23 protein-coding genes are annotated in these 26171 nt (G+C 68.8%); 13 read left to right on the plus strand and 10 right to left on the minus strand.

Annotated features, from left to right (window positions below; genetic code table 11):
* Nucleotides 1-3: 3 nt before the first annotated feature.
* The 5 genes from WBL06_RS11785 to WBL06_RS11805 all read right to left on the minus strand — a co-directional run bounded on the left by WBL06_RS11785 (nucleotide 4) and on the right by WBL06_RS11805 (nucleotide 5646).
* Nucleotides 4-987 carry an ABC transporter permease gene (locus tag WBL06_RS11785; RefSeq protein ID WP_424456298.1) on the minus strand — a complete coding sequence of 328 codons (984 nt, stop codon included), beginning with the start codon at nucleotides 985-987 and terminating at the stop codon, nucleotides 4-6.
* Nucleotides 984-2513 carry a sugar ABC transporter ATP-binding protein gene (locus tag WBL06_RS11790; protein WP_424456300.1) on the minus strand — a complete coding sequence of 510 codons (1530 nt, stop codon included), beginning with the start codon at nucleotides 2511-2513 and terminating at the stop codon, nucleotides 984-986. Before WBL06_RS11790 ends, WBL06_RS11785 begins: the two co-directional genes overlap by 4 nt.
* 3 nt (nucleotides 2514-2516) lie before the next feature.
* Nucleotides 2517-3677, minus strand: coding sequence for a sugar ABC transporter substrate-binding protein (locus WBL06_RS11795; RefSeq protein WP_424456302.1), 1161 nt, complete (start codon nucleotides 3675-3677; stop codon nucleotides 2517-2519).
* A gap of 140 nt (nucleotides 3678-3817) precedes the next feature.
* Nucleotides 3818-4594 carry an SDR family NAD(P)-dependent oxidoreductase gene (locus tag WBL06_RS11800; RefSeq protein WP_424456304.1) on the minus strand — a complete coding sequence of 259 codons (777 nt, stop codon included), beginning with the start codon at nucleotides 4592-4594 and terminating at the stop codon, nucleotides 3818-3820.
* A 23-nt stretch (nucleotides 4595-4617) separates the two neighbouring features.
* On the minus strand, nucleotides 4618-5646 hold the full coding sequence (locus tag WBL06_RS11805; protein ID WP_424456306.1) for a VOC family protein: 1029 nt from the start codon (nucleotides 5644-5646) through the stop codon (nucleotides 4618-4620).
* 242 nt (nucleotides 5647-5888) lie between these two features.
* Here WBL06_RS11805 and WBL06_RS11810 point away from each other — a divergent pair, with 242 nt between their 5' ends.
* From WBL06_RS11810 to WBL06_RS11820, 3 genes are read left to right on the plus strand one after another with little or no spacing between them, the layout of a single operon-like run.
* A complete protein-coding gene (locus tag WBL06_RS11810) occupies nucleotides 5889-6857 on the plus strand; it encodes a cyclase family protein (protein WP_424456308.1) in 969 nt (322 codons plus the stop codon).
* A 28-nt stretch (nucleotides 6858-6885) separates the two neighbouring features.
* Entirely contained in the window at nucleotides 6886-8016 is a 1131-nt protein-coding gene (locus tag WBL06_RS11815; protein WP_424456310.1) for an FAD-dependent monooxygenase, read from the plus strand.
* Nucleotides 8013-9008, plus strand: coding sequence for a fumarylacetoacetate hydrolase family protein (locus WBL06_RS11820; RefSeq protein ID WP_424456312.1), 996 nt, complete (start codon nucleotides 8013-8015; stop codon nucleotides 9006-9008). Before WBL06_RS11815 ends, WBL06_RS11820 begins: the two co-directional genes overlap by 4 nt.
* Nucleotides 9009-9015: 7 nt before the next feature.
* Here WBL06_RS11820 and WBL06_RS11825 read toward each other — a convergent pair whose 3' ends face one another.
* On the minus strand, nucleotides 9016-9939 hold the full coding sequence (locus tag WBL06_RS11825; RefSeq protein WP_424456314.1) for a LysR family transcriptional regulator: 924 nt from the start codon (nucleotides 9937-9939) through the stop codon (nucleotides 9016-9018).
* Nucleotides 9940-9959: 20 nt separating this feature from the next.
* Nucleotides 9960-11129: an alpha/beta hydrolase family protein gene (locus WBL06_RS11830; protein ID WP_424456316.1), complete on the minus strand. Its 1170-nt coding sequence runs from the start codon at nucleotides 11127-11129 to the stop codon at nucleotides 9960-9962.
* Between the two features lie 260 nt (nucleotides 11130-11389).
* On the opposite strand from WBL06_RS11830, the gene WBL06_RS11835 reads away from it, so the two are divergent.
* The 4 genes from WBL06_RS11835 to WBL06_RS11850 are packed head-to-tail and all read left to right on the plus strand — an operon-like array spanning nucleotide 11390 to nucleotide 15739.
* The gene (locus WBL06_RS11835; protein WP_424456317.1) at nucleotides 11390-12595 is read left to right on the plus strand and encodes an FAD-dependent oxidoreductase; all 1206 of its coding nucleotides are present in this window, start codon (nucleotides 11390-11392) and stop codon (nucleotides 12593-12595) included.
* A gap of 41 nt (nucleotides 12596-12636) precedes the next feature.
* A complete protein-coding gene (locus WBL06_RS11840; protein WP_424456319.1) occupies nucleotides 12637-13311 on the plus strand; it encodes a TetR/AcrR family transcriptional regulator in 675 nt (224 codons plus the stop codon).
* Complete coding sequence (gene glmU / locus WBL06_RS11845; RefSeq protein ID WP_424456321.1) at nucleotides 13308-14723, plus strand: bifunctional UDP-N-acetylglucosamine diphosphorylase/glucosamine-1-phosphate N-acetyltransferase GlmU; 1416 nt, start codon at nucleotides 13308-13310, stop codon at nucleotides 14721-14723. The genes WBL06_RS11840 and glmU overlap by 4 nt, the downstream gene beginning before the upstream one ends.
* Nucleotides 14724-14761: 38 nt before the next feature.
* A complete protein-coding gene (locus WBL06_RS11850; RefSeq protein ID WP_424456323.1) occupies nucleotides 14762-15739 on the plus strand; it encodes a ribose-phosphate diphosphokinase in 978 nt (325 codons plus the stop codon).
* Here the strand turns inward: WBL06_RS11850 and WBL06_RS11855 are convergent.
* Nucleotides 15736-16392: a hypothetical protein gene (locus tag WBL06_RS11855; protein WP_424456324.1), complete on the minus strand. Its 657-nt coding sequence runs from the start codon at nucleotides 16390-16392 to the stop codon at nucleotides 15736-15738. The two genes, WBL06_RS11850 and WBL06_RS11855, sit on opposite strands and share 4 nt — an antisense overlap.
* A gap of 31 nt (nucleotides 16393-16423) precedes the next feature.
* Nucleotides 16424-16759 (minus strand): hypothetical protein, encoded by a 336-nt coding sequence (locus WBL06_RS11860; RefSeq protein WP_424456326.1) that lies wholly within the window; start codon nucleotides 16757-16759, stop codon nucleotides 16424-16426.
* A gap of 45 nt (nucleotides 16760-16804) precedes the next feature.
* Here WBL06_RS11860 and chrA point away from each other — a divergent pair, with 45 nt between their 5' ends.
* Nucleotides 16805-18019, plus strand: a complete 1215-nt coding sequence (gene chrA, locus WBL06_RS11865) for a chromate efflux transporter (protein WP_424456328.1) — start codon at nucleotides 16805-16807, stop codon at nucleotides 18017-18019.
* A gap of 129 nt (nucleotides 18020-18148) precedes the next feature.
* Here chrA and gndA read toward each other — a convergent pair whose 3' ends face one another.
* Nucleotides 18149-19603 (minus strand): NADP-dependent phosphogluconate dehydrogenase, encoded by a 1455-nt coding sequence (gene gndA, locus WBL06_RS11870; protein ID WP_424456329.1) that lies wholly within the window; start codon nucleotides 19601-19603, stop codon nucleotides 18149-18151.
* Nucleotides 19604-19626: 23 nt separating this feature from the next.
* Between gndA and WBL06_RS11875 the strand changes: the two genes are divergently transcribed.
* The 5 genes from WBL06_RS11875 (at nucleotide 19627) to mfd (ending at nucleotide 26071) form a co-directional block, all read left to right on the plus strand.
* Complete coding sequence (locus WBL06_RS11875; RefSeq protein WP_424456331.1) at nucleotides 19627-20121, plus strand: gluconokinase; 495 nt, start codon at nucleotides 19627-19629, stop codon at nucleotides 20119-20121.
* 19 nt (nucleotides 20122-20140) lie between these two features.
* Entirely contained in the window at nucleotides 20141-20989 is an 849-nt protein-coding gene (locus WBL06_RS11880) for a hypothetical protein (protein ID WP_424456333.1), read from the plus strand.
* A gap of 146 nt (nucleotides 20990-21135) precedes the next feature.
* Complete coding sequence (locus tag WBL06_RS11885) at nucleotides 21136-21828, plus strand: 50S ribosomal protein L25/general stress protein Ctc (RefSeq protein WP_424456335.1); 693 nt, start codon at nucleotides 21136-21138, stop codon at nucleotides 21826-21828.
* 11 nt (nucleotides 21829-21839) lie between these two features.
* The gene (pth, locus tag WBL06_RS11890) at nucleotides 21840-22424 is read left to right on the plus strand and encodes an aminoacyl-tRNA hydrolase (RefSeq protein WP_424456337.1); all 585 of its coding nucleotides are present in this window, start codon (nucleotides 21840-21842) and stop codon (nucleotides 22422-22424) included.
* A 143-nt stretch (nucleotides 22425-22567) separates the two neighbouring features.
* Nucleotides 22568-26071 (plus strand): transcription-repair coupling factor, encoded by a 3504-nt coding sequence (gene mfd, locus WBL06_RS11895; protein ID WP_424456339.1) that lies wholly within the window; start codon nucleotides 22568-22570, stop codon nucleotides 26069-26071.
* Nucleotides 26072-26171 lie beyond the last annotated feature (100 nt).

Raw genomic sequence — 26171 nt, forward strand, 5'->3', positions numbered from 1 at the left:
CCGTCAGCCCCCTGATCGCCGCTTGCGCAGGATGCTCGACACGAAAACGGCGATGATGAGCGCCGCGCCGTTGAACACGGCGTCCACCCAGTTCTGCGCGCCGGCGAGCGTCAGGCCGCTCACACTGACCGCGACGAACAGCACGCCGATGACCGTGCCGAGAACGTTGAAGCGTCCCGGGATGATGGCCGTCGCTCCGAGGAACACCGCGGCGAGCGCAGGAAAGATCAGATAGGTGCCCGTATCCGGGTTGGCGCCCCCGGTGCGTGCGGTAAGTGCCACTCCGGCGATGCCGGCGAGCAGACCGGACGTCGCAAAGGCGAGCACCGTATAGCGCGTGCGCGGCAGGCCGACGAGATCCGCGGAGCGGGCATTCGAGCCGATCGCGTAGAGCGCGCGACCGAACGGCGTGTGGCCGAGCACATACCAGGCCACGACGGCGACGATCACGACGACGAACAGAACTCGAGGCACCCCGAACCACTGACGTGAACCGAACTGCAGTAGTACAGCGTCGATGCCGATGATCGCCTGCCCACCGGTGTACCACTGCACGAGCCCGCCGATGAGGGTTGCCGCACCGAGCGTCGAGACGAACGAGTTCAGCCCGAATCGCGCCACGAGGATGCCGTTGACGAGTCCGATCAGGAGCCCGACCGCGATCGCGAGCAGGATGCTGACAGCGAGGGGGAGCCCGAGGCGCACGTTGGCTCCGGCGCACACCACGGCGGCGAGCACGGTCATCGCACCCACCGAGAAGTCGAAGTGCCCGGCGATGAGTGGGAACATCAGCGCGATCGCCACGAGCATGATGACGGACTGATTCGCCAGGACGACGGTGAGGTTGGCGACCGAGAAGAACGCGCGGCTGCTCGCGGGGAAGACCGAGAAGAACACGACGATCACCGCGAGCAGGATCGGCAGCCCGAGGCGCTCGCCCCACTCGGCAACGGGGGTACGGCGCGCTGTGATGGCGGCCTGGCTCATGTGGAGATCCCTTCCTCGGAATCGAGCATCGACAGGTGGGCGACCTCGTCGCGGGACGTTCGCGCGGTTTCGAGGTCAGCGACGATCCGTCCCGCGCGCAGCACCACGATGCGGTGGGTGAGCGCGAACAGCTCGTCGAGGTCGGATGAGGCGACGATCACGGCGGTGCCCCGTGCAGCGGCGGCGACGACGTGGGCCGAGATGTCGGCGCGAGCCACCACATCCACGCCTTGGCTGGGCTCGTCGAGCAGAAGCACCTTCGGGTCGCGCTGAAGCCAGCGGGCCAGGATGGCCTTCTGCTGGTTGCCGCCGGAGAGCGATCCGAGGGTTGTCTCGATGCCGGGTGTACGGATGCCGAAGATCGTGACGAGACCTTCTGCTGACCGCCGCTCCGCCGACGGCGAGATCCGGAATCGGCGCCAGAACCGGCGCAGAACGGTGATGCTGGTGTTCTCACGCACCGACATGTCGAGAAACGCGGCCTCCCCGAGCCGATCTTCCGGCACGAGAGCGACGTCGTGCGCCATCGACTGCGCTGCTGATTCGGACCTGAAGTGGACGCCGTCGAGCGCCATCGAACCGGCGCGCAGCGGGATGCGCCCGAACACGGCGCGGAGCAGACTCGACCGCCCCGAGCCGCCGAGCCCCGCTAAGCCGACGATCTCGCCGGCGGCCACCGCGAGGTCCACCCCCCGAAGGGCTCCTGCCTCGAGCCCCGAGAGTCGCAATCGTTCGGTCGAGCCCGCCTTCACGGCGACGCGCGCGGGATGCGGAAGTTCGGCGCCACCCGTCATGGCGGCGACCAGCCGTTCGATCGGCATCTGCCCCATCGTGTCGCTCGCGGCGACCCGGCCGTCGCGGAAGACGGTCACGTCGTCGGCGACACCCTGTACCTCAGGAAACCGATGGCTGACGAGCACGATGGTCTGGCCGGCATCCGCCCGCCTCCGCAGCGCGGCGAGCAGCTCCCGAGACTCGTGCTCGGCCAGCGTCGCGGTCGGTTCGTCGAGCAGCAGGATGGCGTCGTCGCGAGCGTCGGCGAGGGCTCGCGCGATGGCGACCATGCTGCGCTCGCTGGGTCGAAGCGCGCCAACCGGGGTACGCGGTGAGGCGGCGATCTCGAAGCGTTCGAGCAGCGCGGCGGCGTCTGCCTCGAGGCGCGACCAGCGCACCGCGCCGAGTGCCCGCACGGTCGGGTAGCCGCGGTCGAGGGCGATGTTCTCGGCGATGCTGAGCTGGGGAAAGAGGCCGAGGTCTTGATGCACGAAGTGCAGGCTCGAGCGGCGGGCGATCGCGGGGGTCTGGTCGCCGGCTGCCCGCTCCTGCCCGTGCACGACGATTCGTCCGGCATCGGCGCGATACACCCCGGCGATGCACTTGATGAGGGTGGACTTGCCCGAGCCGTTGCCGCCGAGCAGAGCGTGGATGGTGCCCTTGCCGACGCGCAGCTGCGCGTCGGCAAGGGCGACGGTCCCGCCGAACGTCTTCACGACGTCGGTGGCCTCAAGTGCCGGCGGGACCGTCATGGTTTAGTCGACGCCCCAGGCCGCCAGGTAGGCGGCGCGGAAGTCGACGACGGGCTCGAAGCTGAACGGCGTGCCGGGTGCGGGAAGGTTGTTGTCCGCATCGACGGCCTGAACCCCGAGGCCGGTCGGCAGTACGTCCTGACCGGCGAGAACCCGCAGGCTCGCGTCGACCGCGGCGTAACCGTCCCAGTCGGTGGGCCAGGCGACGGTGGCATCCGCACCCGTTCCTTCGGCGATCAGGCCGAAGTTGGGGATCGATCCGAAGGCGCCGATGACCGCCAGCTGCTCCGAGCGTCCCGACGCTTCGATCGCCTGAGCGACACCGGCCAGAAGCCAGCCGTCGATCGGAATCGCGATCGCGTTGATGTCGGGGTTCTGCAGCAGCGCCGTCGAGAACTTCTGCACCAGCGCGCCAGATCCGACGTCGGCGTTGGTGATCTCGAGGGTTGCGACGATCGAGCTGTCCTCGTGTTTCGCGATTTCCTCCTCGAAGCCGGCGGCCATGACCGGGCCGAACGCCGGGTCGGGGAAGACGATCTGCAGGGCCTGCGCGGCGCCATCGTTGACGCCGACGAGCCACTTGGCCTGCGTGGCGCCCACGTTCTTCCACCATTCTTCGTACGCGGTGTCGGGCAGCGAAGTGGTGACCGCGGTGAACAGCGGGTCGCCGCCGATCACGTCGCAGTCGTTCGCCCCGACGCCGATCGTCGGAATTCCGGCGTCTGCGGCCTCGGAGAGCGGGCCGGCGATGGGTGCGCAGTCGACGCCGATCAGGGTGATCACGTCGGCTCCGGCAGCGATGCCCTGGCGGATGCACGTGCCCCAACCCTCCGGGTTCAACTTGCCGTCGCAGATGTTGGCCTCCCAGCCGATAGCCGTGGCCGCTTCGACGGCGGCAGCAGCAGGCGCCGAACAGGTGACGATGGCCTCACCGCACGACACGTGCCAGAGCGAGATGTCTTCGGTTACCTCGACCGGCTCGGTCGGCGGAGCCTGGAAGTTTCCGGCATACGCCTCCGCGAGCAGGGCCGACGAATCGGTGCCTCCGGCTGCAGGGGTGGTCTCGGCGGGTTCGGGAGTGGTGCACGCGGCCAGCGCGAGGAGCGCGATGGTCGCCGACGCGCCGACCACGAGGGCTCGGCGCAACAGGGGTTGACGATGCATGGGTTGTTGTCTCCTTTGACGACGTGGCCCTCGGGCCGTTCTCGGTTCCTTCGTGGGTGCAAGGAGCGATCGCTCCTCACGATGCTCCGCGCCTAGGTCATTGGGAAGGCTGATTCGTGGATATCAGCAATCGATGCGATCTATATGCGCGGAGCGGCGCGGGCGATGCGGTCGGCGATGAGCTTCGCGCCGCCCGACGAGCTGGTGCCGCCGTCGACCGGGATCTCGGCTCCGGTCAGGTAGCCGGCGGCGTCGGAGAGCAGAAACGCAACCACCTCGGCGACCTCGGTGGGCAGTCCCGATCTTTCGAGGGGGGTGAGTTCGAGGTGCGCTTCGAGCATCGCGGCGGGTGCATTCGCCGTCATCGGGGTTTCGATGTAGCCGGGATGCACGATGTTGACGCGGATCCCCCGCGGTCCGAGCTCGGTCGCTGCCGAGTGCGTCAGGCCGCGCAGACCCCACTTGCTCGCCGTGTAGGCGACCGGGTAGTGGCCGATCAGCGCCGCGGTCGAGCCGACGTTGACGATGCACGATCCGTCGATCATGAGGGGCGCGAGGGTGCGCATCCCGAGCATCGCTCCGGTGAGATTGACGGCGAGAACACGGTTCCAGTCGTCGAGGCTCACCTCGCCGAGTCGACTGCGCAGCGTGACACCCGCATTGTTGACGAGCCCATGAACGGGGTCGCCCGCGAACGACTCGGCCAGCAGCGACTCGGCCAGCGCTGTCCAGTCGGCTTCGTTCGCGACATCGTGTCGGCGGTACACGATGCCGGCATCCGGATACTGCGCCTGATCGTCGAGGTCGAGCGCGATTACGCGTGCGCCGCGCTCGGCCAGGGTGAGCGCCGTGGCACGGCCCTGTCCGCGGGACGCCCCCGTCACGACGACGGTGCGTCCCGCGAACTCCGGGTGCACGGTGACTCCCTCGCGCCCTCGGATCAGCCCTGCCCGTGCTTCGAGTAGGGGTTCATGTTCTGCAACAGCGCCTCGCGGGTGTCGGGGTGGATGCCCTCTTCGGTCGCCGACGGCATGTCGGCCGGCGGGAACGATTCGGTCATCGACATCGGCATCGACGAGTTGCGGTAGAAGTTGTTCGGGCCCTGCGAGGGCTTCCACACGTTCGGCTCCCAGTCGGGCACGTAGTTGCGGTAGCCGCCGGTGTTGACCTCGACGCGCATCGTCGACGGGTCGCGGAAGTAGAGGAAGTTCTGCTCGCCGATCCCGTGGATGCTCGGGCCGTACTCGATGTCGGTGCCGTTCTCCATGAGGATGTCGGCCGCCTGGAGCAGGTCTTCGCGGGTGTCGACCCAGTACGCGTAGTGGTTGATGCGTCCGGCGACCTTCGAACCGTCGAGCACGATGCCGAGGTCGTGGGACTTCTCATTCGTCGTGACCACGGTGAAGACCGTGACCGGCGCTTCTTCGAGCACGGTGTGGGCCATGATGCGGAAACCGAGGACCCGGCTGTACCAGTCGGCCATCCCGCGCACATCGCTCGCGGCGACGGTGACGTGGTCGAGTTGGCGCGGCGCGACCGCGTGGCGGCTACGGCGTTCGGGCCGGTCGGGGTAGATCGACGCCTGGTCGCCGGTTCCGTGGAACTTCTCGACCTCCCAGAACAACTCCATCGTGTGGCCGTACGGCCCGACGAAGCGGAAACTCTTGCCGAGGCTCAGGCGGTCGTTCGACCACGTCACCTCGATGCCCTCGGCTTCGACCCGTTTGGCCGCCTCGTCGAGCGCTTCGGCACTCGAGGTGCGCCACGCCATGGCGCCAAGCGACGGCTGGTCGCCCGGGGCGATCACGAGCGAGTAGTTGTAGTAGTCGCCCCAGCAGCGGAGGTACACGTTGTCACCTTCGCGGGCGAAGACGCGCAGGCCGACTTGCTCTTCGTAGAACTTCACGCTCGCCTCGACATCGGGAGCGGTGATCTCGATGTGGGCGAGGTGGGACAGCAACTTGATCATCGTCGATCCTCTTCGGTCACGGTGACGGGCTCCGTGCCCGGTCTGGTCCACTGTCGCCCTCGACGGGATATCAGGGAATACGAGAACGCCGATGCCGGGAATCGATGACACCGATACCGGTGTGGGTCATCAATCTGGTGGATGACCCGCATCATCGAGTGCGCCTTCCATGATGATCGCCGACTGGTCGACACTGGAGACCCGACGGGTGCGCGACGCTGCGGATCGCCGGGAGGAGACCCATGACCCTGGACCGTTCGGATCCCGAAGGCGAGATCGCCCGGGTCGTTAACGACGTGCGCAACTGGGGCCGTTGGGGCGCCGACGACGTGCTCGGCACCCTCAACTTTCTCGACGAGGCCAAGCGGCTCGAGGCCGCCTCCCTCGTGCGGCGCGGCGCGACGTTCTCGCTCTCGCAGCGCTTCGACACCGATGGCCCGCAGACCGGCTGGCGCCGCCGCACCAACCCGGTGCACACCATGACCGACACCGGCGTCGACGCCGCCCTCGGAAACCAGGGCTTTCCGCACGGCATCGGTGGCGCGGATGACGTCATCGCCATGCCGCTGCAGTGCTCGACCCAGTGGGACGGACTCGGGCACATCTTTGACCACGGGATGGCCTGGAATGGGCGGCGGGCCGAACGGGTCGTCACGAGCGAGGGCGACCTCGTCACCGGGATCGAGCATATGGCGTCCCAGCTCGTCGGGCGAGGGGTGCTCCTGGATGTCGCTCGACACCTCAGGAGCGACGGCGAGCTCGAAGACGGGTACCCCATCACGGTCGGCGACCTCGAGGCCACCATCTCGGCGCAGGGCGAGAGCGCGCGCGTCGGTCGCGGCGACATCCTGCTGGTGCGCACCGGCCGGCTCGCGCGAGCCAAACGCGACGGGTGGAACGGCTATGCCGGTGGCCCGGCTGCCGGGCTCAGCTTCACGACCGCCCGCTGGCTGCACGCCACCGAACTCGCCGCGGTCGCGACCGACACCTGGGGCTTCGAGGTGCGCCCCAACGAGTTCGACGACGCCTTCCAGCCCCTCCACCAGGTGGTCATCCCCAATATGGGATTGACCATCGGCGAGATGTGGGACTTCGACGCGCTCGCCGAGGACTGCGCTGCCGACGGGCGCTGGGACTTTCTGCTCACCGCCCCGCCGCTGCGCATCACCGGCGCCGTCGGCTCACCCGTCAACCCCATCGCCGTCAAGTAGCGGCATCCACCACCGAAGGGATACGCCCATGAGCGCAGTGCAGCGCGTCGCGATCGCCGGAGCCGGCATCGCCGGACTCGCCTCCGCCATCCTGCTGGCCGAGGATGGCGTCGAGGTCGACGTCTACGAGATCAAGCCAGAGTTGTCGGCGCTCGGTTCAGGGATCACCCTCCAGGGCAACGCGCTGCGCAGCTTCGCCCGCCTCGGGATCTGGGACGAGGTGCAAGCCAAGTGCTGGTCATCCGACCGGCTCGGCCTTCGCGCGCCGGGGCCCGACGCACCGGTGATCGCGGTCATCCCCGACGCGAAGACCGGTGGCCCCGACTTTCCCGCCGCCGCGGGTATGTACCGCCCCGACCTCGCGCAGATCATGCTCGACCGGGCGACGTCGCTCGGGGCGCGCGTTCACTACGGCATCGTCGTCGACGCGCTCACTCAGGATGCCGACGGTGTCGACCTCACGCTCAGCGACGGCTCGACCGCACGCGTCGACCTGTTGATCGGAGCCGACGGTCTCAACTCGGCCGTGCGCACGATGATCGGCATCGACGTCAAGCCGGAGCCCACGGGTATGGGCATCTGGCGTGCCTTCGTGCCGCGCCCGAAGGAGGTGACGCACACCGACCTCTACTACGGCGGGCCGATGTACATCGCCGGCTACTGCCCGACGAGCGACGCCATGATGTACGCCTACCTCGTCGAAGACAAGCAGGATCGCACCGCGGTGACGCCTGAGCAGGCCATCGAGATCATGCGCGAGTCGTCGCGGGCCTACGGCGGTCCGTGGGAGCAGATCCGCGAGAGCCTCGGCGCCGACTCCCGGGTCAACTACACCTGGTTCACGTCGCACCTCATCGACGGCCCGTGGAACCGGGGACGCGTGGTGCTGATCGGCGACGCGGCGCACAGCTGCCCGCCGACGATCGCCCAAGGTGGCGCGCAGGCCGCCGAAGACGCGCTCGTGCTGTGCGACATCCTCGCGCGCGCGACCGCCGTTGACGACGCCGGGTGGGATGAGTTCACCCGCCGCCGGCTCGACCGTGCCCGCACGATCGTCGAGGCCTCACTGCAACTCGGCCAGTGGCAGCTCGACCATGTGCAAGGCGACGTGCCGGGCCTCATGGGTCGCATCGCCGCGCTGACGAGCGTCCCCGCGTGAGACTGGCGCGCTGGCGGATCCCGGGGGACTCCGCGATCCGCGAGGGAGTGGTCGTGCGCGACCGCGTCGCCGAACTCCCCGCCGGCGTCGGCATCCAGGATCTCCTCGAAGCCGGCCTCGACCGCGCGCTCGCGATCGGTGCCGACGTCGCAGCGGGGATGACCGACGACGCAGTCTCGCTCGCCGGCGTCACCCTGCTCGCGCCATTGCGCCCGGCAACGATCCGCGATTTCGTGACCTTCGAGGAGCACGTCGAGGGCATGACGGCGGGTCCGGACGGCCGGGGCAACGTGCCTGCGGAGTGGTACGAGTACCCCACGTTCTACTTCAGCAACCCGCACTCGGTGATCGCCACGGGCGACCCTGTCGTGTTCCCGGCGGCCTCGGCCCGACGCGACTTCGAGCTCGAGGTCGCCGCCGTCATCGGCGCGGTGCCCGGCCGGGATGGCGCGCACCTCGATCCCACCGAAGCCGCCCAGCACATCTTCGGCTACACGATCATGAACGACTGGTCGGCCCGCGACGTGCAGGCCCGCGAGATGGCCGTGCGGCTCGGCCCGAGCAAGGGCAAGGACTTTGCGACGACCCTCGGGCCGGTGCTCGTGACGGTCGACGAAGTGGCTGACCTCGTCGACGAAGATGGCTTCCTGCAGCTCGAACTCGAGGTATTGGTGAACGGCGTGACCGTCGGCACCGATCTGCTCGGCAACATGGGCTGGCCGTTCGAGGAACTCGTCGCGTATGCAAGCCGCGACACCCGGGTCGTGCCGGGAGACGTTCTCGGCTCCGGCACGTGCGGCCGCGGATGTCTTGCGGAGCTCTGGGGACGCGCGGGCGATCTGTTGCCCTCGCCCCTCGTTCTCGGCGACGAGGTCGTCATGCGGGTCGAGCGCCTCGGCGAGATCCGCAACGTGATCGCCGAATCCCGGGAGACCCCTTCCATCCCCCCGGCGCGCGTCCGCTCGCGTGCCCGCACCCGCGCCGAGCTCTAGCCGGGCGTCACTCGGCGGCGATCGTTCGGCCGGCTTCCGCGAAGAGCAACCGCATCCACACATGTTCGGGGTCGCGGTCGTGCACCGGATGCCACCAGAGCGCCTCCTGGAGAGGCGTCGCCTCGAACGGCAGGGAGACGACCTTCACCCCACCATGGTTCGCGGCGAACGGGGCAAGACGTGCCTGGATGAGTCCGAGCCGTTGGGTTCCGGCGATGAACGCGGGCATCGCGAGGAAACCCTCGACGACGGTCTGGACTTTCGGCTCGACGCCGAGTTCCTGAAGCTGGCGACCGGCGGAGGTGAAGGCAAGCTGCGACTGGTACGTGAACACCCACTGGGAGCTCGCCGCGACCTCCATGGTGATCTCGTCGCCGACCAGCGTGTTGTCGGTCGCGGCCACCCCGACCCAGCCATCCGAGAACAGGTCGACATACCGCAAGCCCTCCACGGGGCCGTGTGGAATGAGGATGCCGTCGACGGTACGCAGAACGTGCCCGGCATCCTGGACGAACTGGGGATAGTGCAGGTTGAACCGGAACCGCACCCCGGGAGCTCGCTCGGCCGCGAGCGCGGAGACGTGCCGCCCGATCGCGACGAACGAGTAGTCGGAGCCGTAGATGACGAACTCACGGGTGGACTCGCTCGCATCCCACTCGGCGTGCGCGGCGAACACCCGCCTGGCCGACTCGAGTGCGATCGCCGTCTGATCGACGAGACGGATGGCGAGCGGCGACAGCGTGTAGCTGTTGCCTTCGCGCACGAGGATCGGGTCGCCGAAGTGGATGCGCAACCGGGAAAGCGATGCGCTGAGGGCGGGCTGGCTCAGGCTCAATCGTTCGGCCGCGCGCGTGACGCTGCGCTCGGTCAGGAGGGCGTCGAGGGCGACCAGCAGGTTGAGGTCGAGTCGAGAGAGCGGCTTCGTCGCCATGCTGGCAGGCTAACGCGTCGTCAGCCGCGCAGTTCGGTGAACGTCTCCGCGACCCAGTCGGCGACAAAGCCGGCGACGTAGGTGAGGTTGTCGATCGAGATGTGCTCCGTGCCGCCCTCGGGTTCGTCGAAGATGCGCAGCTCCAGTTTGGGGGAGTTGACGGCTTGCTCCGCCGAGCGTTGCGCGTAGGCGACGGGGATCTGCCGGTCGTTCGCCCCGTGGGTGATGAGGAACGGCACCGTGATCTTCTCGACGACCCCGTCGAGAGTCATGTTCTTCGTCTTTTCGATGAAGTCGTCCATCGAGGTGGCGCCGAAGACCCACTGCACGTGGTCCCAGTAGTGGGGCACGGGGTTCTCGCCCTCGCGCTGCAGCCGGCGCTGTTGCACTTCGGCCCAGTCGTGGTTGGCGCCCCACGCGACGACGAGGGCGATGCGCTTCTCGAACGCCGCGGCGCGCGGCGCGTAGTAGCCGCCGAGCGACCAGCCGGTGATCCCGATCGCTGCGGGGTCGATGTCGCCGCGGCCCTCGAGGTAGTCGACGCAGGCCGCAGCCCAGACCTCGGTGTCATAACGCGAGGTCAGGCCGCGCATCCGGATCGCTTCGCCCGATCCGGGAGTGTCGACCATGAGGGTCGCGATGCCGCGCCGGGCGAGCATCTGCGGGAAGCCGGAGTAGTACATCATCTCCTTGGTCGAGTCGAGACCGTTCCAGAGGATGATGACCGGCGGCTTCGTGCCCTCGGGCACCGACGCATCGTCGGCCGGGTGGAAGTATCCCGGCAGGCTGGTGTTCTCGTAAGGGACCTCGACGGTCGTCACGGGACTGCCCGAGAGCTCGATGTGACGCAGCAGCAGGTCGATCGACTTCTGGTACGCGGCGACCCGGCCGTCCCATCCGGGAGCCTGCAGTCGCTCGGCTTGGGAGGTGTAGAGGCTCGCGCGGTAGAGCTTGTCGCCGGCGCCGATCAACCGCCCGATGGCGACATCGGCATCCGCAGAGGCGACCAGCCGATCGGCGACGGCCGCCCACGACGCGTAGAGCAGTTCGGTGCCGACGTCGTCGCCGTTCTGGGAGGCCTCGAGCACGGGCTTGCACGCCCGGTCGACTTCGTCGATGAAACCGCCGTTGTTGAGGGCCGCGACCGCGGCCATGCTCCAGACGTAGTTGGTGGGGAAGTACATGAACATGGAATCTCCGCTCGCCGCGTCGCGGCTCGCACCGTCGCGCCCTAGCCACGCTACGGCCGCGGGACTTATCCGGGAACGTGTGGTTGTCGATCCCTGATATCAGGTTCAGTGATTGCGGTGGCGAGCGTTCATCCTCGTTGCTGATGGCTCGGATCGGTGTCGTCGATAGTAACTGTAATGGGTTTACAAATTGCATCCAGGGCCTTAGCGTCGCCGCATCCCGATCTTTCGGACCCGACCCTCGAGGAAGAGGAATCACGATGACCAACCCGATAGCCGTCCTGGGCTGCGGCCCCGCCGGCATGGCTGCCGCGCTGGCGCTCCACACGGTGGGACACGACGTGCGCGTCTACGAGCGCTACCCGGAAGCCCGTGCGGCGGGCAACATCCTCAACCTCTGGCCACCGCCCATCCGGGCCCTCGAAGAGATGGGCGTGAATGTCGTCGACCTGGGGTCGCCGTGCCACGGTTCCTTCGTGAACGCGTACACGGGGCACGTGCGCGCCGACGTGCATCTGCCTGCCGAAGTGGTTGCGCGCTATCAGGGCGGCTTCATCGGCATGCTGCGCCCGGTGCTCTACGAGCGGATGCTTGCGGCGATGCCCGATGGCGTGATCAAGGTCAATCACACGGTGACCGGCATCCACGATCACGGCGACGGTGTCGAACTCACCTTCGCCGACGGGTCGAAGGTCGAGACGCCACTTCTGATCGGAGCCGACGGCATCGACTCGACGGTGCGGGCGCACCTGTGGGGAGACGCGCCGAAGCGCGAACACCGGCTTCAGATCATCGGCGGGCATACCGACCAGCTACCGGCGAGTGCCACGATGAACGAGGCGGTGATCTCGCACACGAAATGGGTGCAAGGCAGCTATTCGTCGATTCGCGACCACGGCAAGGACGGCTACCAATGGTGGGTGCTCCAGGCCTGGGATCCCGAGAAGCCCGGGCCGGCCGACCTCAAGGCCCACGCACTGGAGACCGCGCGCGACTTCGGTGCGCCACTCACCGACCTCATCGCGGCCACGACGCCTCAGAACACCCAGCGGTGGGTCATCCGCGATCGGAAGCCGCTCACGCAGTGGTCGAAGGGCCGCATCACGCTTGCCGGCGATGCGGCTCACGCGACCTCGCCCTACGCCGCGTATGGCGCGGGCATGTCGATCGGTGACGGCTACGCACTCGCTAAATTGCTGAAACACGTCGACCTGAGCTCGACGACGGATGTCGCGGCGGCTCTCGCTGTGTATGACGAGAAGCGGATCCCGCACACCACCGCGCAGGTTCAACAGGCCTACGTGCTGGGGCAGGCGTTCCATCACATCCCGAGACTTCTGCGCCCGTTTCGCGATTTCATGCTCGACCGCACCGGAATGCTGCAGAAGCAGGTCGGCGACCGCAGCCCGCAAGAGATCGTCGACCAGTTGCAGGAAATGGGCGAGGAGACGCTGGCGAACGCGTGAGCATCGCAGGCGGCGAGGGTCGGGTGCGAGATGATCGCAAGATGCCGACCCCGCCGTCCGCCCGTCTGCCCGCGGTGCGCCCGCCGAAACAGGACCGCACCCGCGAGAGCTGGCAGCGCATCCTCGAAACCGGCCTCGAACTGCTGGAGACCGGCGGATGGGAGGCACTGACGGTTTCGGAGGTGTGCCGCCGATGCGGCATCTCGGCGCCGTCGCTCTATGCGCGGGTCGACGGCCGAAACGGCCTGTTCTACGCCGTCTACGAGTACGGCATGGTGCGGGTCGCGTCGACCCAGGCGCAACTCGCCGAGTCTGTCCGGCCCGGCGAAGGTCTCGAGACGGCCGCTCGGCGGGCCACCGAGGCGATGCTGGAAACCTTCGAGCGGCACGGGGCCCTGCTGCGGGCCGTCATTCTGCGCGCCTCGGTCGACGCCGAGTTCCGCGGCCGAGGCGCGATCGAATCCCGGATCGCCCTCCGCGGCGTTTTCGAGCACGTGCCGGGCAAGCGAACCGCGGTCGAGGCCGCTGGGCGCACGGTCTTCTCGGAATGTGTCGTGCGCATCATCTACGGGGCCGACTTCTTCACCGGCGACCCCGAGTCGTCGGAGCAGTTCGTCGATCGGCTCACGACCCTGATCGTCGGCGCCGTCACGGCGGCCGGGCCGCCGATCGAAGGTGAGGACTGGCCCGTTCGGCAGGAGAGAATGGGGCAATGACCGACTCACGGCTCGCCATCGTCGTCCTCGCTGCCGGGCAGGGCACTCGGATGAAGTCATCCCGGCCCAAGGTGCTGCACGACCTCGCGGGCGTGCCACTGCTCGGGCACGTGCTCGCCACGGCGCGCGAACTGTCGGCCGCTCACGTCGTCACGGTCGTGCGGCACGAGCGAGACCTCGTCGCCGCCGCGGTCGCGGAGTTCCTGCCGGAGGCGCTCGTCGTCGACCAGGATGACATCCCGGGCACCGGTCGTGCCGTCGAGGTCGCCGTTGGGGCGCTGCCCGACGACTTCGAGGGTGACGTCGTCGTGATCTCGGGCGACGTGCCGCTGCTCGACGCCGGCACGATCGCCGGGCTGCTCGAAGCGCACCGCCGCGCCACCGCCGCCGCCACGCTGCTCTCGGCGATCGTCGAGGACGCAACCGGCTACGGGCGCATCGTGCGGGATGCCGACGGTGCGTTGATCCGGATCGTCGAGCACGGCGACGCGACCGACGACGAGCGGGCGATCAGCGAGGTCAACTCGGGCACCTACGTCTTCACCGTCTCGTCACTGCGCACCCAGTTGCCGCAGCTCGCGACCGCGAACGCGCAGGGCGAGCGCTACCTCACGGATGTCGTCGGACTGCTGCACGCATCCGGAGCGCCCGTCGAAGCGGTGCCCGCCCCGGATGCCTGGATCGTCGAGGGCATCAACGACCGCGTGCAACTCGCCCGCGCCGCCGGTCGGCTGAACGCGATGATCGTGCGCGGCTGGCAGCTAGCCGGAGTGACGGTGCACGATCCCGGCAGCACCTGGATCGACCTGCGCGCGACTCTCGCCGAAGACGTCGAGCTGCTGCCGAACACCCACATCTCGGGTTCGACCACCGTCGCGCGGGGTGCCCGGATCGGCCCCGACACGACGCTTCTCGACTGCGAAGTGGGTGAGGATGCCGTGGTGAAGCGCACCGACGGGACGCTCGCCGTGATCGGCAAGGGCGCGACGGTCGGGCCGTTCGCCTACCTTCGCCCGGGTACCGAACTCGGCGAGGGCGGCAAGATCGGCACCTACGTCGAGACCAAGAACGCGAAGATCGGCGCCGGCGCGAAGGTTCCGCACCTGTCGTACATCGGAGACGCGACCATCGGCGAGGGCACCAACATCGGCGCGGGAGCGATCACCGCGAACTACGACGGTTTCACCAAGCACGCAACGACGATCGGGTCGCACGTGCATACCGGTACCCACAACTCGTTCGTCGCCCCCGTGACGATCGGCGACGACGCCACGATCGGAGCCGGCACTGTCGTGCGACGCGACGTGCCGCCCGGCGCGCTCGCGGTCAGCGTCGCACAGCTGAAGATCGTCGAGGGCTGGACCGAACGGCACCGCGCGTCGGCCCAAGCTGCCGCGGACGCCCAGGAGTGACCCTCTAAGCTGGAACTCCAAAGGGGCAGGAGCCAGGCGTGTCGGCCATCAAGATCACCGGTGAGAAAAGACTGGTCATCGTCAGCGGTCGGGCCCACCCGCAGCTCGCCGAAGACATCGCGGAAGAGCTGGATTCCGAACTCGTTCCGACCGAGGCCCGCACCTTCGCGAACGGCGAGATCTACGCCCGCTACGGCGACAGCATCCGCGGCGCCGACGTCTTCGTCATCCAGTCGCACTGTCCACCGATCAACGAGTGGCTCATGGAGCAGCTCATCATGATCGATGCGGCCAAGCGGGCGAGCGCCAAGCGCATCACCGTCGTCGCCCCGTTCTATCCCTACGCCCGGCAAGACAAGAAGGGCCGTGGCCGCGAGCCCATCTCAGCCCGCCTGATCGCCGACCTGTTCAAGGCCGCCGGTGCCGATCGCATCATGAGCGTCGACCTGCACGCCGCCCAGATTCAGGGTTTCTTCGACGGCCCCGTCGACCACCTCTTCGCGATGCCGGTGCTGCTCGAGCACTTCCGGTCGAAACTCGATCCCGCGACCCTCACCGTGGTGAGTCCCGATATGGGCCGCGTGCGGGTCGCCGACATCTGGAGCGACAAACTCGGCGCACCGCTCGCCATCATCCACAAGCGCCGCGACCCGCGGGTCGCCAACCAGGTGAGCGTGCACGAGATCGTCGGCGAGGTCGAGGGCCGGGTGTGTCTGCTGGTCGACGACATGATCGACACCGGACGCACCATCGTCAAAGCCGCCGAAGCGCTCAAGAAGCAGGGCGCGCTCGGCGTCGTCGTGGCCGCGACGCACGCCATCTTCTCCGACCCCGCCGTCGAGATTCTGCAGAGCGACGTCATCGACTCGGTCGTCGTCACCGACACCCTGCCGATTCCCGACGAGAAGCGTTGGGACCGCCTCACGGTTCTGCCGATCGCGCCGATGCTCGCCCGCGCGATCCACGAAGTGTTCGACGACGGGTCGGTCACCTCGATGTTCGACGGCGCCGCTTAGGAGCCCCAGGCGCTCCGCGGTGCGGCGACGACCTCAACCGGCCGATAGGACCAGTGGCCGCCCCACGCGTAGTTGCCGCCCGCCCACGGTGACGCCCAGATCGCATACTCGATCGTCGCCGTGTCGGCCGATGCGGCGAACCCTGCGGCGATCTCGCTGTACATTCCGCTCGTAGTCAGTGCCTTCGCGACCACCCGCGCCGACTCGTCGAGACTCGAGTAGGACGCGAAGCCGCCCGCCCCGATGTTGAGCGGATTATTGCGGCGATACCAGTCCGGAGGGCCGTTCTCCTGCCGCATCCAGCGCAGGATGACGGTGACGTTGCTGTCGGTGATCGGCCAGCCCGCGTAGACCAGCACCAGCTTCGCCCAGTCGTAGTTCGTCCCGCCTTGGATGAACGTCTCAGGCCCCGGGGTCGCGCCGAAGGTGTCTCGGCTGAGGGCGCTCGTGCTGGCGGCGAGAACCGCGTGCGCGACTGGCACCTCGAACTCTTGGGCGTAACGGGCGGCGTATTCCGCGCGCTGCTCTTCGAGAGAGGGTCCCGCGGCGAGGGGCGATATGACCACGCCCATCAGGAGGATGAACGCACCCGCCGTCAGACCGAGGGCCCGACGGTTGAAGCGGCGAAAGCGCTGGTTCGTTGCAGAAGACATCCGCGGGGAGGCTAACAGCCCGTCCCTGGAATTAGCCTGGGATGAGGCCGAGCGAACCGATCAACGTCTCACGGCCACCGAACTCGCGGGCGTAGCAATACCACGACGGACCGGCCGGGCCGAATACCTCGAATCGCGCGACCGGGTCGGCGTCGAGCGGTGCGCCGGCTACCGCGTAGGCGCAGATCGCGCTCGCGGTTCGGGTCTGCAGCCCCACGGTCAGCACAATGCTCGGCACGATCAGCCCGATCACGCCCAGCACGATCACGATGCGCATCACGCGCAGGGTCGCCGGATGCCGCAACGGCCGGTTATCGTCCGGAACGTAGCCGCGCAGTTCCGGAGGGTCTTCTTCGTCGTGCGACACCGCTCTACTCAACCACCCTCGACCCGCCGCCGATACGATGCCGCGGTGACCGCATCCGCTGCCCCCGCCACCACGGGCAGCGTCGGCGAGGTGTTCGCCGCCTTCCTGCGGCTCGGGCTCACCTCGTTCGGCGGGCCGATCGCCCACCTCGGCTACTTCCGCACCGAGTTCGTCGAGCGACGCCGGTGGCTCGACGATCGCGGCTACGGCGAGCTCGTCGCGCTAAGCCAGTTCCTGCCCGGCCCGTCGTCGAGCCAGGTCGGCTTCACGCTCGGGCTGTTACGAGCGGGGCCGTTCGGTGCGCTGGCCGCGTTCACCGCGTTCACGTTGCCGTCCGCGGTACTGCTCGTGCTCTTCGCGTTCGGTGTCTCCTGGTTCGACGGCCCGATCGCTTCGGGGGCACTCACCGGACTCAAGGTCGTGGCGGTCGCGATCGTCGCGCAGGCCGTATTGGGGATGGCGCGCACCCTCACCCCCGACCTGCGCCGCGCCGCCATCGCGGTCACCGCCCTGGTGATCGTGGTCGCGTTCACCGGACCGCTCGGGCAGGTGGGCGCGATTCTCGTCGGAGCGATCGCCGGGATGCTGCTGTGCCGGGCGTCGGCCGAATCCGACGACAGCGGCCTGGCCTTCCCGATTCCGCGGTGGGTCGGCGTCGTCGCCCTCGCGGTGTTCGCGCTGCTCATCGCGGGTCTCCCGGTGCTCGCCGTCCTGGCGCGCTCGCCCGTCGTCACGCTGCTCGACTCGTTCGTGCGCGCCGGGGCTCTGGTGTTCGGCGGCGGTCACGTGGTGCTGCCGCTGCTCGAGGCGGAGGTCGTGTCGACCGGTCTCGTCGGATCCGACGAGTTCCTCGCCGGCTACTCGGCCGCCCAGGCCGTGCCGGGTCCCCTCTTCACGTTCGCCGGGTATCTCGGGGCGCTCGCCGAACCCGGGCCGGGCGGCGTGGCGGGGGCGGCTCTCGCGCTCATCGGAATCTTCCTGCCCGGCTTCCTGATCCTGATCGGCGTGCTCCCGTTCTGGCACACCCTCCGCACCCGTCCCGTCGCACAGGGCTTCATCCGGGGCGCGAGCGCCGCGGTCGTCGGCATCCTCGCCGCCGCCCTCTACGACCCCGTCTTCACTTCAGCGATCGTCGACCCCACGACTTTCGCCCTCGCCGTGGCCTGCTTCGTACTCCTCGTCGTCGCGAAAGCGCCCCCCTGGTCGGTCGTCCTCCTAGGAGCAGCCGCCGGCATCCTGTTGGCCGTTATCGGTGGTTGAGTAGCGCCGCAGGCGCGTGTCGAAACCCCCGCGAGTTACTCGGGGGTGTGGTTTCGCTCCCCACCGCCCTGAACGGGCGGCGTGGGCCCAGCCCGCTGCGCGGGCTGCTCAACCACCGAGTGGTGTGGCTCAGTGTGAGTCGGTTGCCGAGATCTCCGAGCGGTCTCCCGACCACAGCGTGTGGAAGGTGCCCTCGCGGTCGACGCGGCGGTAGGTGTGGGCGCCGAAGAAGTCGCGCTGGCCCTGCACGAGCGCGGCGGGCAGCCGTTCCGCGCGCAGCCCGTCGTAGTACGACAGCGAGGACGAGAACGCCGGGGCGGGGATGCCCGAGACGGCCGCCGCGGCGACGACGCGACGCCACGCATCCTGCGTGCGGGTGACGACGCCGCGGAAGAACGGCGCGGTGATGAGGCTCACGAGCCCCGGGTCGTCGGCGTAGCTCTCGGTGATGCGGTTGAGGAACGAGGCGCGGATGATGCAGCCGCCCCGCCAGATCTTGGCGATCTCACCTTTCTGGATGTTCCAGCCGTACTGTTCCGCGCCGGCGACGATCGCGTCGAAACCCTGGCTGTAGGCGACGATCTTCGAGGCGTAGAGGGCCTGCCGCACGTCCTCGATGAAGGCGTCGGCATCCGCGACCGGGTGCACCTCGGGGCCGGGCAGGTTGCCGGCGGCGGCACGCTGCAGCGGCTTCGACGACAGTGACCGCGCGAAGACCGCTTCGGCGATGCCCGAGACGGGGATGCCGAGGTCGAGGGCGGTCTGAACGGTCCAGACGCCGGTGCCCTTCGATCCCGCCTGGTCGAGGATGACGTCGACGAGCGGCTTGCCCGTCTCGGCGTCGACCTGGCGCAGCACTTCGGCGGTGATCTCGATGAGATACGACTCGAGTTCGCCGGCATTCCATTCGGCGAAGATGTCGGCGATCTCGGCCGGGGTCTTGCCGGTGCCGCGGCGGATGAGGTCGTAGGCCTCGGCGATGAGCTGCATGTCGGCGTATTCGATGCCGTTGTGGATCATCTTCACGAAGTGGCCGGCGCCGTCGTGCCCGACGTGGGTGACGCACGGCTCGCCTTCGGCGATCGCGGCGATGGACTTGAGGATGGGGCCGAGCGTGACCCAGGACTCGTCGGATCCGCCGGGCATGATCGACGGGCCGTTGAGCGCGCCCTCTTCGCCGCCCGAGATGCCGGCGCCGACGAAGTTGATGCCGGTGGCGCGCACGGCGGCCTCGCGGCGGATGGTGTCGGTGAACAACGCGTTGCCGCCGTCGACGATGATGTCGCCCGGCTCGAACACCTTCACGAGCTCGTCGATGACGGCATCCGTACCCTTGCCGGCCTGCACCATGATGAGCGCCGCCCGCGGCTTCTGCAGCGCCGCCGCGAACTCGGCGTACGACTTCGTCGCGACGAAGTTCGCCTCGGGGTGCTCGGCGACGAGCGTGTCGGTCTTCTCCGGCGAGCGGTTGAAGATGGCGACCGTATTGCCCTCGCGACTGGCGAGGTTGCGGGCGAGGTTGGAGCCCATGACGGCGAGGCCGACGACTCCGATGTTGGCGGTGGCAGAAGACGGGGAATTCACCGCATCAGGCTACCGTTGACTGGATGTCTCTCCGCCGCGTCATCGTCGTCATGGGTGTCTCGGGCACCGGCAAGTCCACGATCGGGCGCGCCCTCGCAGAGACGCTGGGCCTGCCGTTCGTCGAAGGCGACGACCTGCACCCCGAGTCCAACGTCGCCAAGATGGGGGCAGGCATCCCGCTGACCGACGCCGATCGCGGGCCGTGGCTCGACCTCATCGCCGCCGAACTCGACCGGCCCGTCGTCATCACGTGCTCCGCGCTGAAACGCGCGTACCGCGATCGGCTGCGGCTCGCCGCCCCCGACCTGGTGCTCGTCTACCTGCACGGCGCGCCCGAGCTGCTCGCGTCGCGGATGGCCCAGCGCGACGGTCACTTCATGCCGACCGCGCTGCTGGAGTCGCAGCTGGCGACGCTCGAGGAACCCGCCGGCGACGAGAACGTGATTCCGGTGGATGTGATGCTCCGACCCGATGAGATCGTCGAATTGGTGACGGATCGCCTCCGGCAGTCGGAGTGACCGCGGGTAGGCTGACGCCGTGTTCCGGCCCTTCGTCAGCCTCCTCGTGGCGGGTCTCGCCACCGTGGCCGGGTTGGGCCTCAGCTGGGTCGGTGCTGCCGCTCACGCCGCCCTCGTGGCGCGGTCGGAACCCGACCCGGGCGGTCTCGCCCTCGGCTTGGGCGGCGCCCTGCTGCTCGCGGCCGCGGCCTTCTCGCTCGCCATCCACTGGGTGGGCGCGCTCGTCGTCGGAGCCATCCACGGGCTGCTCGGGTTGCTGGCCCTCGTCGTGCCGTTCGGCAACGCTTTCGCCGGCGGCATCTTCAGCCCGGTGTTCCAGATCACGCGGATGCTGTCGAAGCTCGATCCGGCGGTCGGTGACGGCGCGACGATCTTCTACTTCTCGGGCACCGCGCTTGTGGTGGGCACCTTCCTCGCCGGAGCCGCCCTCGGGATCCGCTCGCGCCATCTCGCAGGGCCGTCGAGCGCGAAGGCGGTCGCGGTGTCGTCGTCGCTGAGCGCGGTCGCGCTGCTCGGTGCGTCGGCGCTGCTTCTGGTCGCCGGGGGAGCCTTCGTGCAGCAGATCGTCGTGTTGCTGCGCCACGACAGCATCTCGGCCTCGATCGTCGTGGTGGCCGGAGCCCTCGCGGGTCTGGCCGGCCTGTTGCTGCGCTGGTCGTCGTTCGGCGTGATCCTGCCGGCGACGATCGTGTTCGTCGCGGGTGTGGCGCTCTTCGTCGCGGTGTTCCCTTTGCCTCCCTGGTTCCCCGGGCGCCTTCCGGCCACCTACGGTCTGGTGATGGTGGCGGGCGCCACCTTCCTCGCTGCCGCGATCGCCGGAGCGGTGCGGTGGCGGTGGGATGTTCCCGACGACTCCGACGCCCTGTAACATGGGCCACTGAACTTCGGCGAGGGCTCCGTCAGCGGGGCCGTGATCGACGCGGTGGGCGAGCCTTTACGTCTTCCTCGCGCTTTCGTGCGTTCGAGTTGAAACCGACAAGTGGGGCTGACGCCCCGGAATCCAGGAGTAAAGCCATGGCTACCGCCAAGGAAAACAAGGCCGCGAACGACAAGAGCCACGCGGACGACAACAAGCTCACCGTCGAGGTGCGCACCGAATTCGGCAAGGGCTTCGCCCGTCGCCTGCGCGCCGCCGGCAAGATCCCCGCCGTCATCTACGGGCACGGCACCGAGCCGCAGCACGTCGCGCTGCCGGGTCACGAGACGGCGCTCATCATCCGCAAGGCGAACCAGGTGCTCGACCTGCAGATCGGCGGCAAGAGCCAGCTCGCGCTCGTCAAGGATGTGCAGAAGGACCCGGTGCACCAGGTCATCGAGCACCTCGACCTCATCGTGGTGCGTGCGGGCGAGAAGGTCGTCGTCGACGTGCCCGTGCACCTCGAGGGGGAGTCGGCGCCCGAGACGAGCGTCAACCAGGACTCGAACACGATCTCGCTCGAGGTGGAGGCGACGCACATCCCCGAGAGCGTCACCGTCAGCATCGAAGGCCTCACGGAGGGCAGCCACATCCTCGCGAAGGACGTCAAGCTCCCCGCCGGCGCGACGCTCGTGACCGACCCCGAGGTGCTCATCGTCGGCATCACCGGCGAGACCCAGGTCGATCTGGGCGAGACCGAAGAGGTCGAGGGCGCCGAGGGCGAAGCCGCCGAGGGTGAGGCCGCAGAGGCTGCCGAGGGTGACGCCCCGGCCGCCGACGCTGCGGAGTAACCCCACCTCGCATGGCCGACGATCGCTGGCTTGTGGTCGGGCTCGGGAATCCCGGGCCCGGCTACGCCGGTCATCGTCACAACGTGGGGCAGATGGTGGTCGCCGAGTTGGCGTCGCGGCTCGGCACCACGCTCAAAGCACACAAGGCCGGCGCGATGGTCGGCGAGACCCGGGTGCGTCCGGGGGGCGACCGCATCGCACTCGCGGTGCCGTCGACGTTCATGAACGTGTCGGGTCGCCCCGTCGCCGGCCTGCTCAAGTTCTATTCGCTCGACGCGTCGAAACTGATCGTCATCCACGACGAGCTCGATCTGCCGTTCGACACCGTGCGTCTGAAGTCCGGCGGGGGTCCCGGCGGCCACAACGGGGTGCGCGACATCATCGCCGTCGCCGGGCCCGACTTCGTGCGCGTGCGGGTCGGCATCGGTCGACCGCCGGGACGCCAGGACCCCGCCGACTACGTGTTGTCGCCGTTCGCGAAGGCGGAGCAGGAGACATTGCCCAACCTCATCGTCGAGGCTGCGGATGCCACCGAGCTCGTGCTGACCGACGGGCTTCTCACGGCGCAACAGCGCGTGCACGCCCCGAAGGACTGATCTTCTTCGCGGGCGAGTGCCGGTCGCGCAGCGGCCGGTGTATCGAGACCTCCTGTCGGGTTACCCGGGTCGGGTTTCGATACACCCGCCTGCGGCGGGCACTCAACCCGCGAGTGACGGTTCGCGCCGGTAGGCTCGAACGAGTGGGTCTGCACGCGTTGATTCCGGGGTTGGCGCACGCCCGCGCGCTCGAAACCGCGCTGAAGCTGAGCACGAAGGATGCCGACTTCTCGCTCGTCGAGGGGCTGCGGGTGCCCGTCATCGCCGCGCTGCTCGACGCCCGCGGCCCCGCGCAGGCGGTGTTCGCCGTGACGGCGACGAGCCGCGAGGCCGAGGCGGTCACCGGGTCTTTACTCGCCTACCTGCCCGACGCGACCGTGCTCGACTTCCCGGCGTGGGAGACCCTTCCGCACGAACGGCTCAGCCCGAGCGCCGAGACGGTCGGTCGCCGCCTGCGCACCCTGCGCGAGATCGCCCGCTGGAACGTCGATCGTCGCGGCCACCTCGTCGTCGTCGCGAGCGTGCGGGCTGCCCTGCAGCCCGTCGTGCCGGGCCTGGCGACCGTCGAGTCCCTCGACCTCACCCGCGGCGCGCGCGGCTACGACCTCGCGGGGCTCGCGCTTCAGCTCGCCGAGCTCGCGTACGCCCGCGTCGACCTCGTCACCCGACGCGGAGAGTTCGCCGTGCGCGGCGGCATCCTCGACGTCTTCCCACCGGACGCCGAACACCCGGTGCGCGCCGACTTCTTCGGCGACGAGCTCGAGCAGTTGCGCTTCTTCTCGGTCGCCGACCAGCGCTCGCTCGACGGTGATCTCGACCGCGTCGACCTGCTGCCGAGCCGCGAGTTGCTGCTCACCGACGCCGTGCGGCAGCGGGCCCGCGAGATGGAGCGCGAGTTCCCGAGCCTCGAAGGGATGCTGGCGAAGATCGCCGAGGGCATCCCGGTCGAGGGGATGGAGTCGCTCGCCCCCGCCCTCGTGGGCGACTTGGTGCCGGTCACCGACCTGCTGCCCGAGGATGCCGCGGTCGCGATCCTCAGCCCTGAGCGAGTCGCGACGCGCGCGCTCAGCCTGGCCGAGACCAACCGCGAGTTCCTCGACGCGGCGTGGAGTGCGGCGACCGCGGGGGCGAAAGCGCCGATCAGCCTGGATCGCGGCGACTTCCTCACCGTGTCGCAACTGCGCAAGGCGGCAAGCCCACGCACCTGGTGGACGTTCAGCCCGTTCGACTCCGACGCCGACGAGGTGGTGCGCATTCCCGGCACCGTCATCCCGAGCTTCGCCGGTCAGGTCGAGGGCGCGGTCGACTACGTCGCCGGGCTGGTGCGCGACGGCTGGAACGTCACGGTGACCGCCGCCGGCACCGGGATGGTCGAGCGCGCCCGCGACGTGTTGGCCGAGGCCGGGGTGGCACCCACGCTCGAGCAGGCTGCGATCGAGGCGGGGTTCGCGCTGCCCGACGCGAAGATCGCGGTGCTCTCCGAGGCCGAGTTCTACGGCCGGGCGGCGTCGATCGACGCGCGCGGTGCCCGGCGACTCGCGAGCCGTCGCAAGAACGTCGTCGACCCGTTGCAGCTCAAGGCGGGCGACTACGTCGTGCACGAGACCCACGGCATCGGCCGGTTCGTCGAACTCATCCAGCGCGAGGTCGCTTCGGGGGAGCGCACCGCGCGCGGACCGCTCGGCACGCAGCACGCCCGGGTGGTGCGCGAGTACCTCGTCATCGAGTACGCGCCGAGCAAGCGCGGCGGCCCGCCCGACCGGCTCAGCGTGCCCACCGACCAGCTCGACCTGCTCTCGCGCTACGTCGGGGGCGAGGCACCGGCACTGTCGAAGATGGGCGGATCCGACTGGGCCGCAGCAAAGGGCAAGGCGCGCAAGGCGGTGCGTGACATCGCGGTCGAGCTCGTGAAGCTCTACTCCGCGCGGATGGCGAGCGTCGGCCACGCCTTCCCGCCTGACACCCCGTGGCAACGCGAGCTCGAGGAGGCGTTCGCCTTCGCCGAGACGCCCGACCAGCTCAGCACGATCGACGACGTGAAGGCCGACATGGAGCGACCCATCCCGATGGACCGGCTCATCTCGGGCGACGTCGGCTACGGCAAGACCGAGATCGCGGTGCGCGCCGCCTTCAAGGCCGTGCAAGACGGCAAGCAGGTCGCGATGCTCGTACCGACCACGCTGCTCGTGCGGCAGCACACGGAGACCTTCGCCGAGCGCTTCGCCGGGTTCCCGGTGCACCTGCGGGCGCTCAGCCGGTTCCAGACCGACAAAGAGTCGAAGGAGACAGTCGAGGGGCTCGCCGACGGTTCGGTGGATGTCGTCATCGGCACGCACCGACTGCTCAGCGACGGCATCCGCTTCAAGGACCTCGGCCTGGTGATCATCGACGAAGAACAACGGTTCGGGGTCGAGCACAAGGACGCGCTGAAGAAGCTGAAGACCAACGTCGACATCCTGGCGATGTCGGCGACCCCGATTCCGCGCACGCTCGAGATGGCGGTCACCGGCATCCGCGAGATGTCGACCCTCGCGACGCCACCGGAAGACCGGCATCCGATTCTTACTTTCGTCGGCCCGTACAACGAGAAGCAGGTCGCCGCCGCCATCCGGCGCGAGCTGCTGCGCGAGGGTCAGGTGTTCTTCGTGCACAACCGCGTGTCGTCGATCAACCGGGTTGCTGCGCAGCTCGCCGACCTCGTGCCCGAAGCGCGCATCGCGGTCGCCCACGGGCAGCTCAGCGAGAGCGTGCTCGAACAGGTGATCGTCGACTTCTGGGAACGCAAGTTCGACGTGCTCGTCTCGACGACGATCATCGAGACCGGCATCGACATCACCAACGCGAACACGCTCATCATCGACCAGGCCGACAAGTACGGGCTGTCGCAGTTGCACCAGATCCGTGGCCGAGTCGGTCGCGGGCGGGAGCGGGCTTACGCGTACTTCCTTTACGACGACGGCAAGCCGCTCGGCGAGGTCGCGCAGGACCGGCTCGAGACCATCGCGGCGAACACCGAACTCGGGTCGGGCATGCAGGTCGCGCTCAAGGACCTCGAGATCCGCGGGGCCGGCAACCTGCTCGGCGGAGAGCAGTCGGGCCACATCGCCGGGGTCGGATTCGACCTGTACCTGCGCATGATCGGTGAGGCCGTCGCGACCTTCCGCGGCGACGTCGCCGAAGGCCAGACCGAGTTGCGCCTCGAACTGCCGGTGGATGCGCGCATCCCCGAGGAGTACCTCGAAAGCGAGCGGCTGCGGCTTGAGGCGTACCAGAAGCTCTCCACGGCGGCCGCGCCGGCATCCACCGACGATGCGATCGACGCGGTCGCCGAGGAGCTCACCGACCGCTACGGCGACCTGCCGGATGCCGTGCAGAACCTGGTCGCGATCTCCCGTCTGCGTCGGGCGGCGATCAAGGCGGGTCTCTCGGAGGTCGTCGCGGTCGGCGGCAACCTGCGCATCGCCCCCGCCGAACTGCCCGACTCCCGCCAGTTGCGACTACAGCGCCTCTACCCCGGCGCGCGTGAGTTCCGCGCCGCGAAGGCGCTGGCCATCCCACTGCCGCAGGCCACCGACGCCGACCTCATCGCCTGGGTCGACGGAGTACTGACGGCCTTGTTTGCGGAGGGTCCGTCTCCCGCTGGTTGAGGAGCGCCGCCCGAAGGGCGACGCGTCTCGAAACCGGGAGCGCAGGCGTGTGGGTTTCGAGACGCGTACCGCTGGCGGATTCAGGCGGTGCGCTCCTCAA

The sequence above is a fragment of the Pseudolysinimonas sp. genome (assembly GCF_049651805.1).
In the GTDB taxonomy this organism is placed as follows: Bacteria; Actinomycetota; Actinomycetes; order Actinomycetales; family Microbacteriaceae; genus Pseudolysinimonas_A.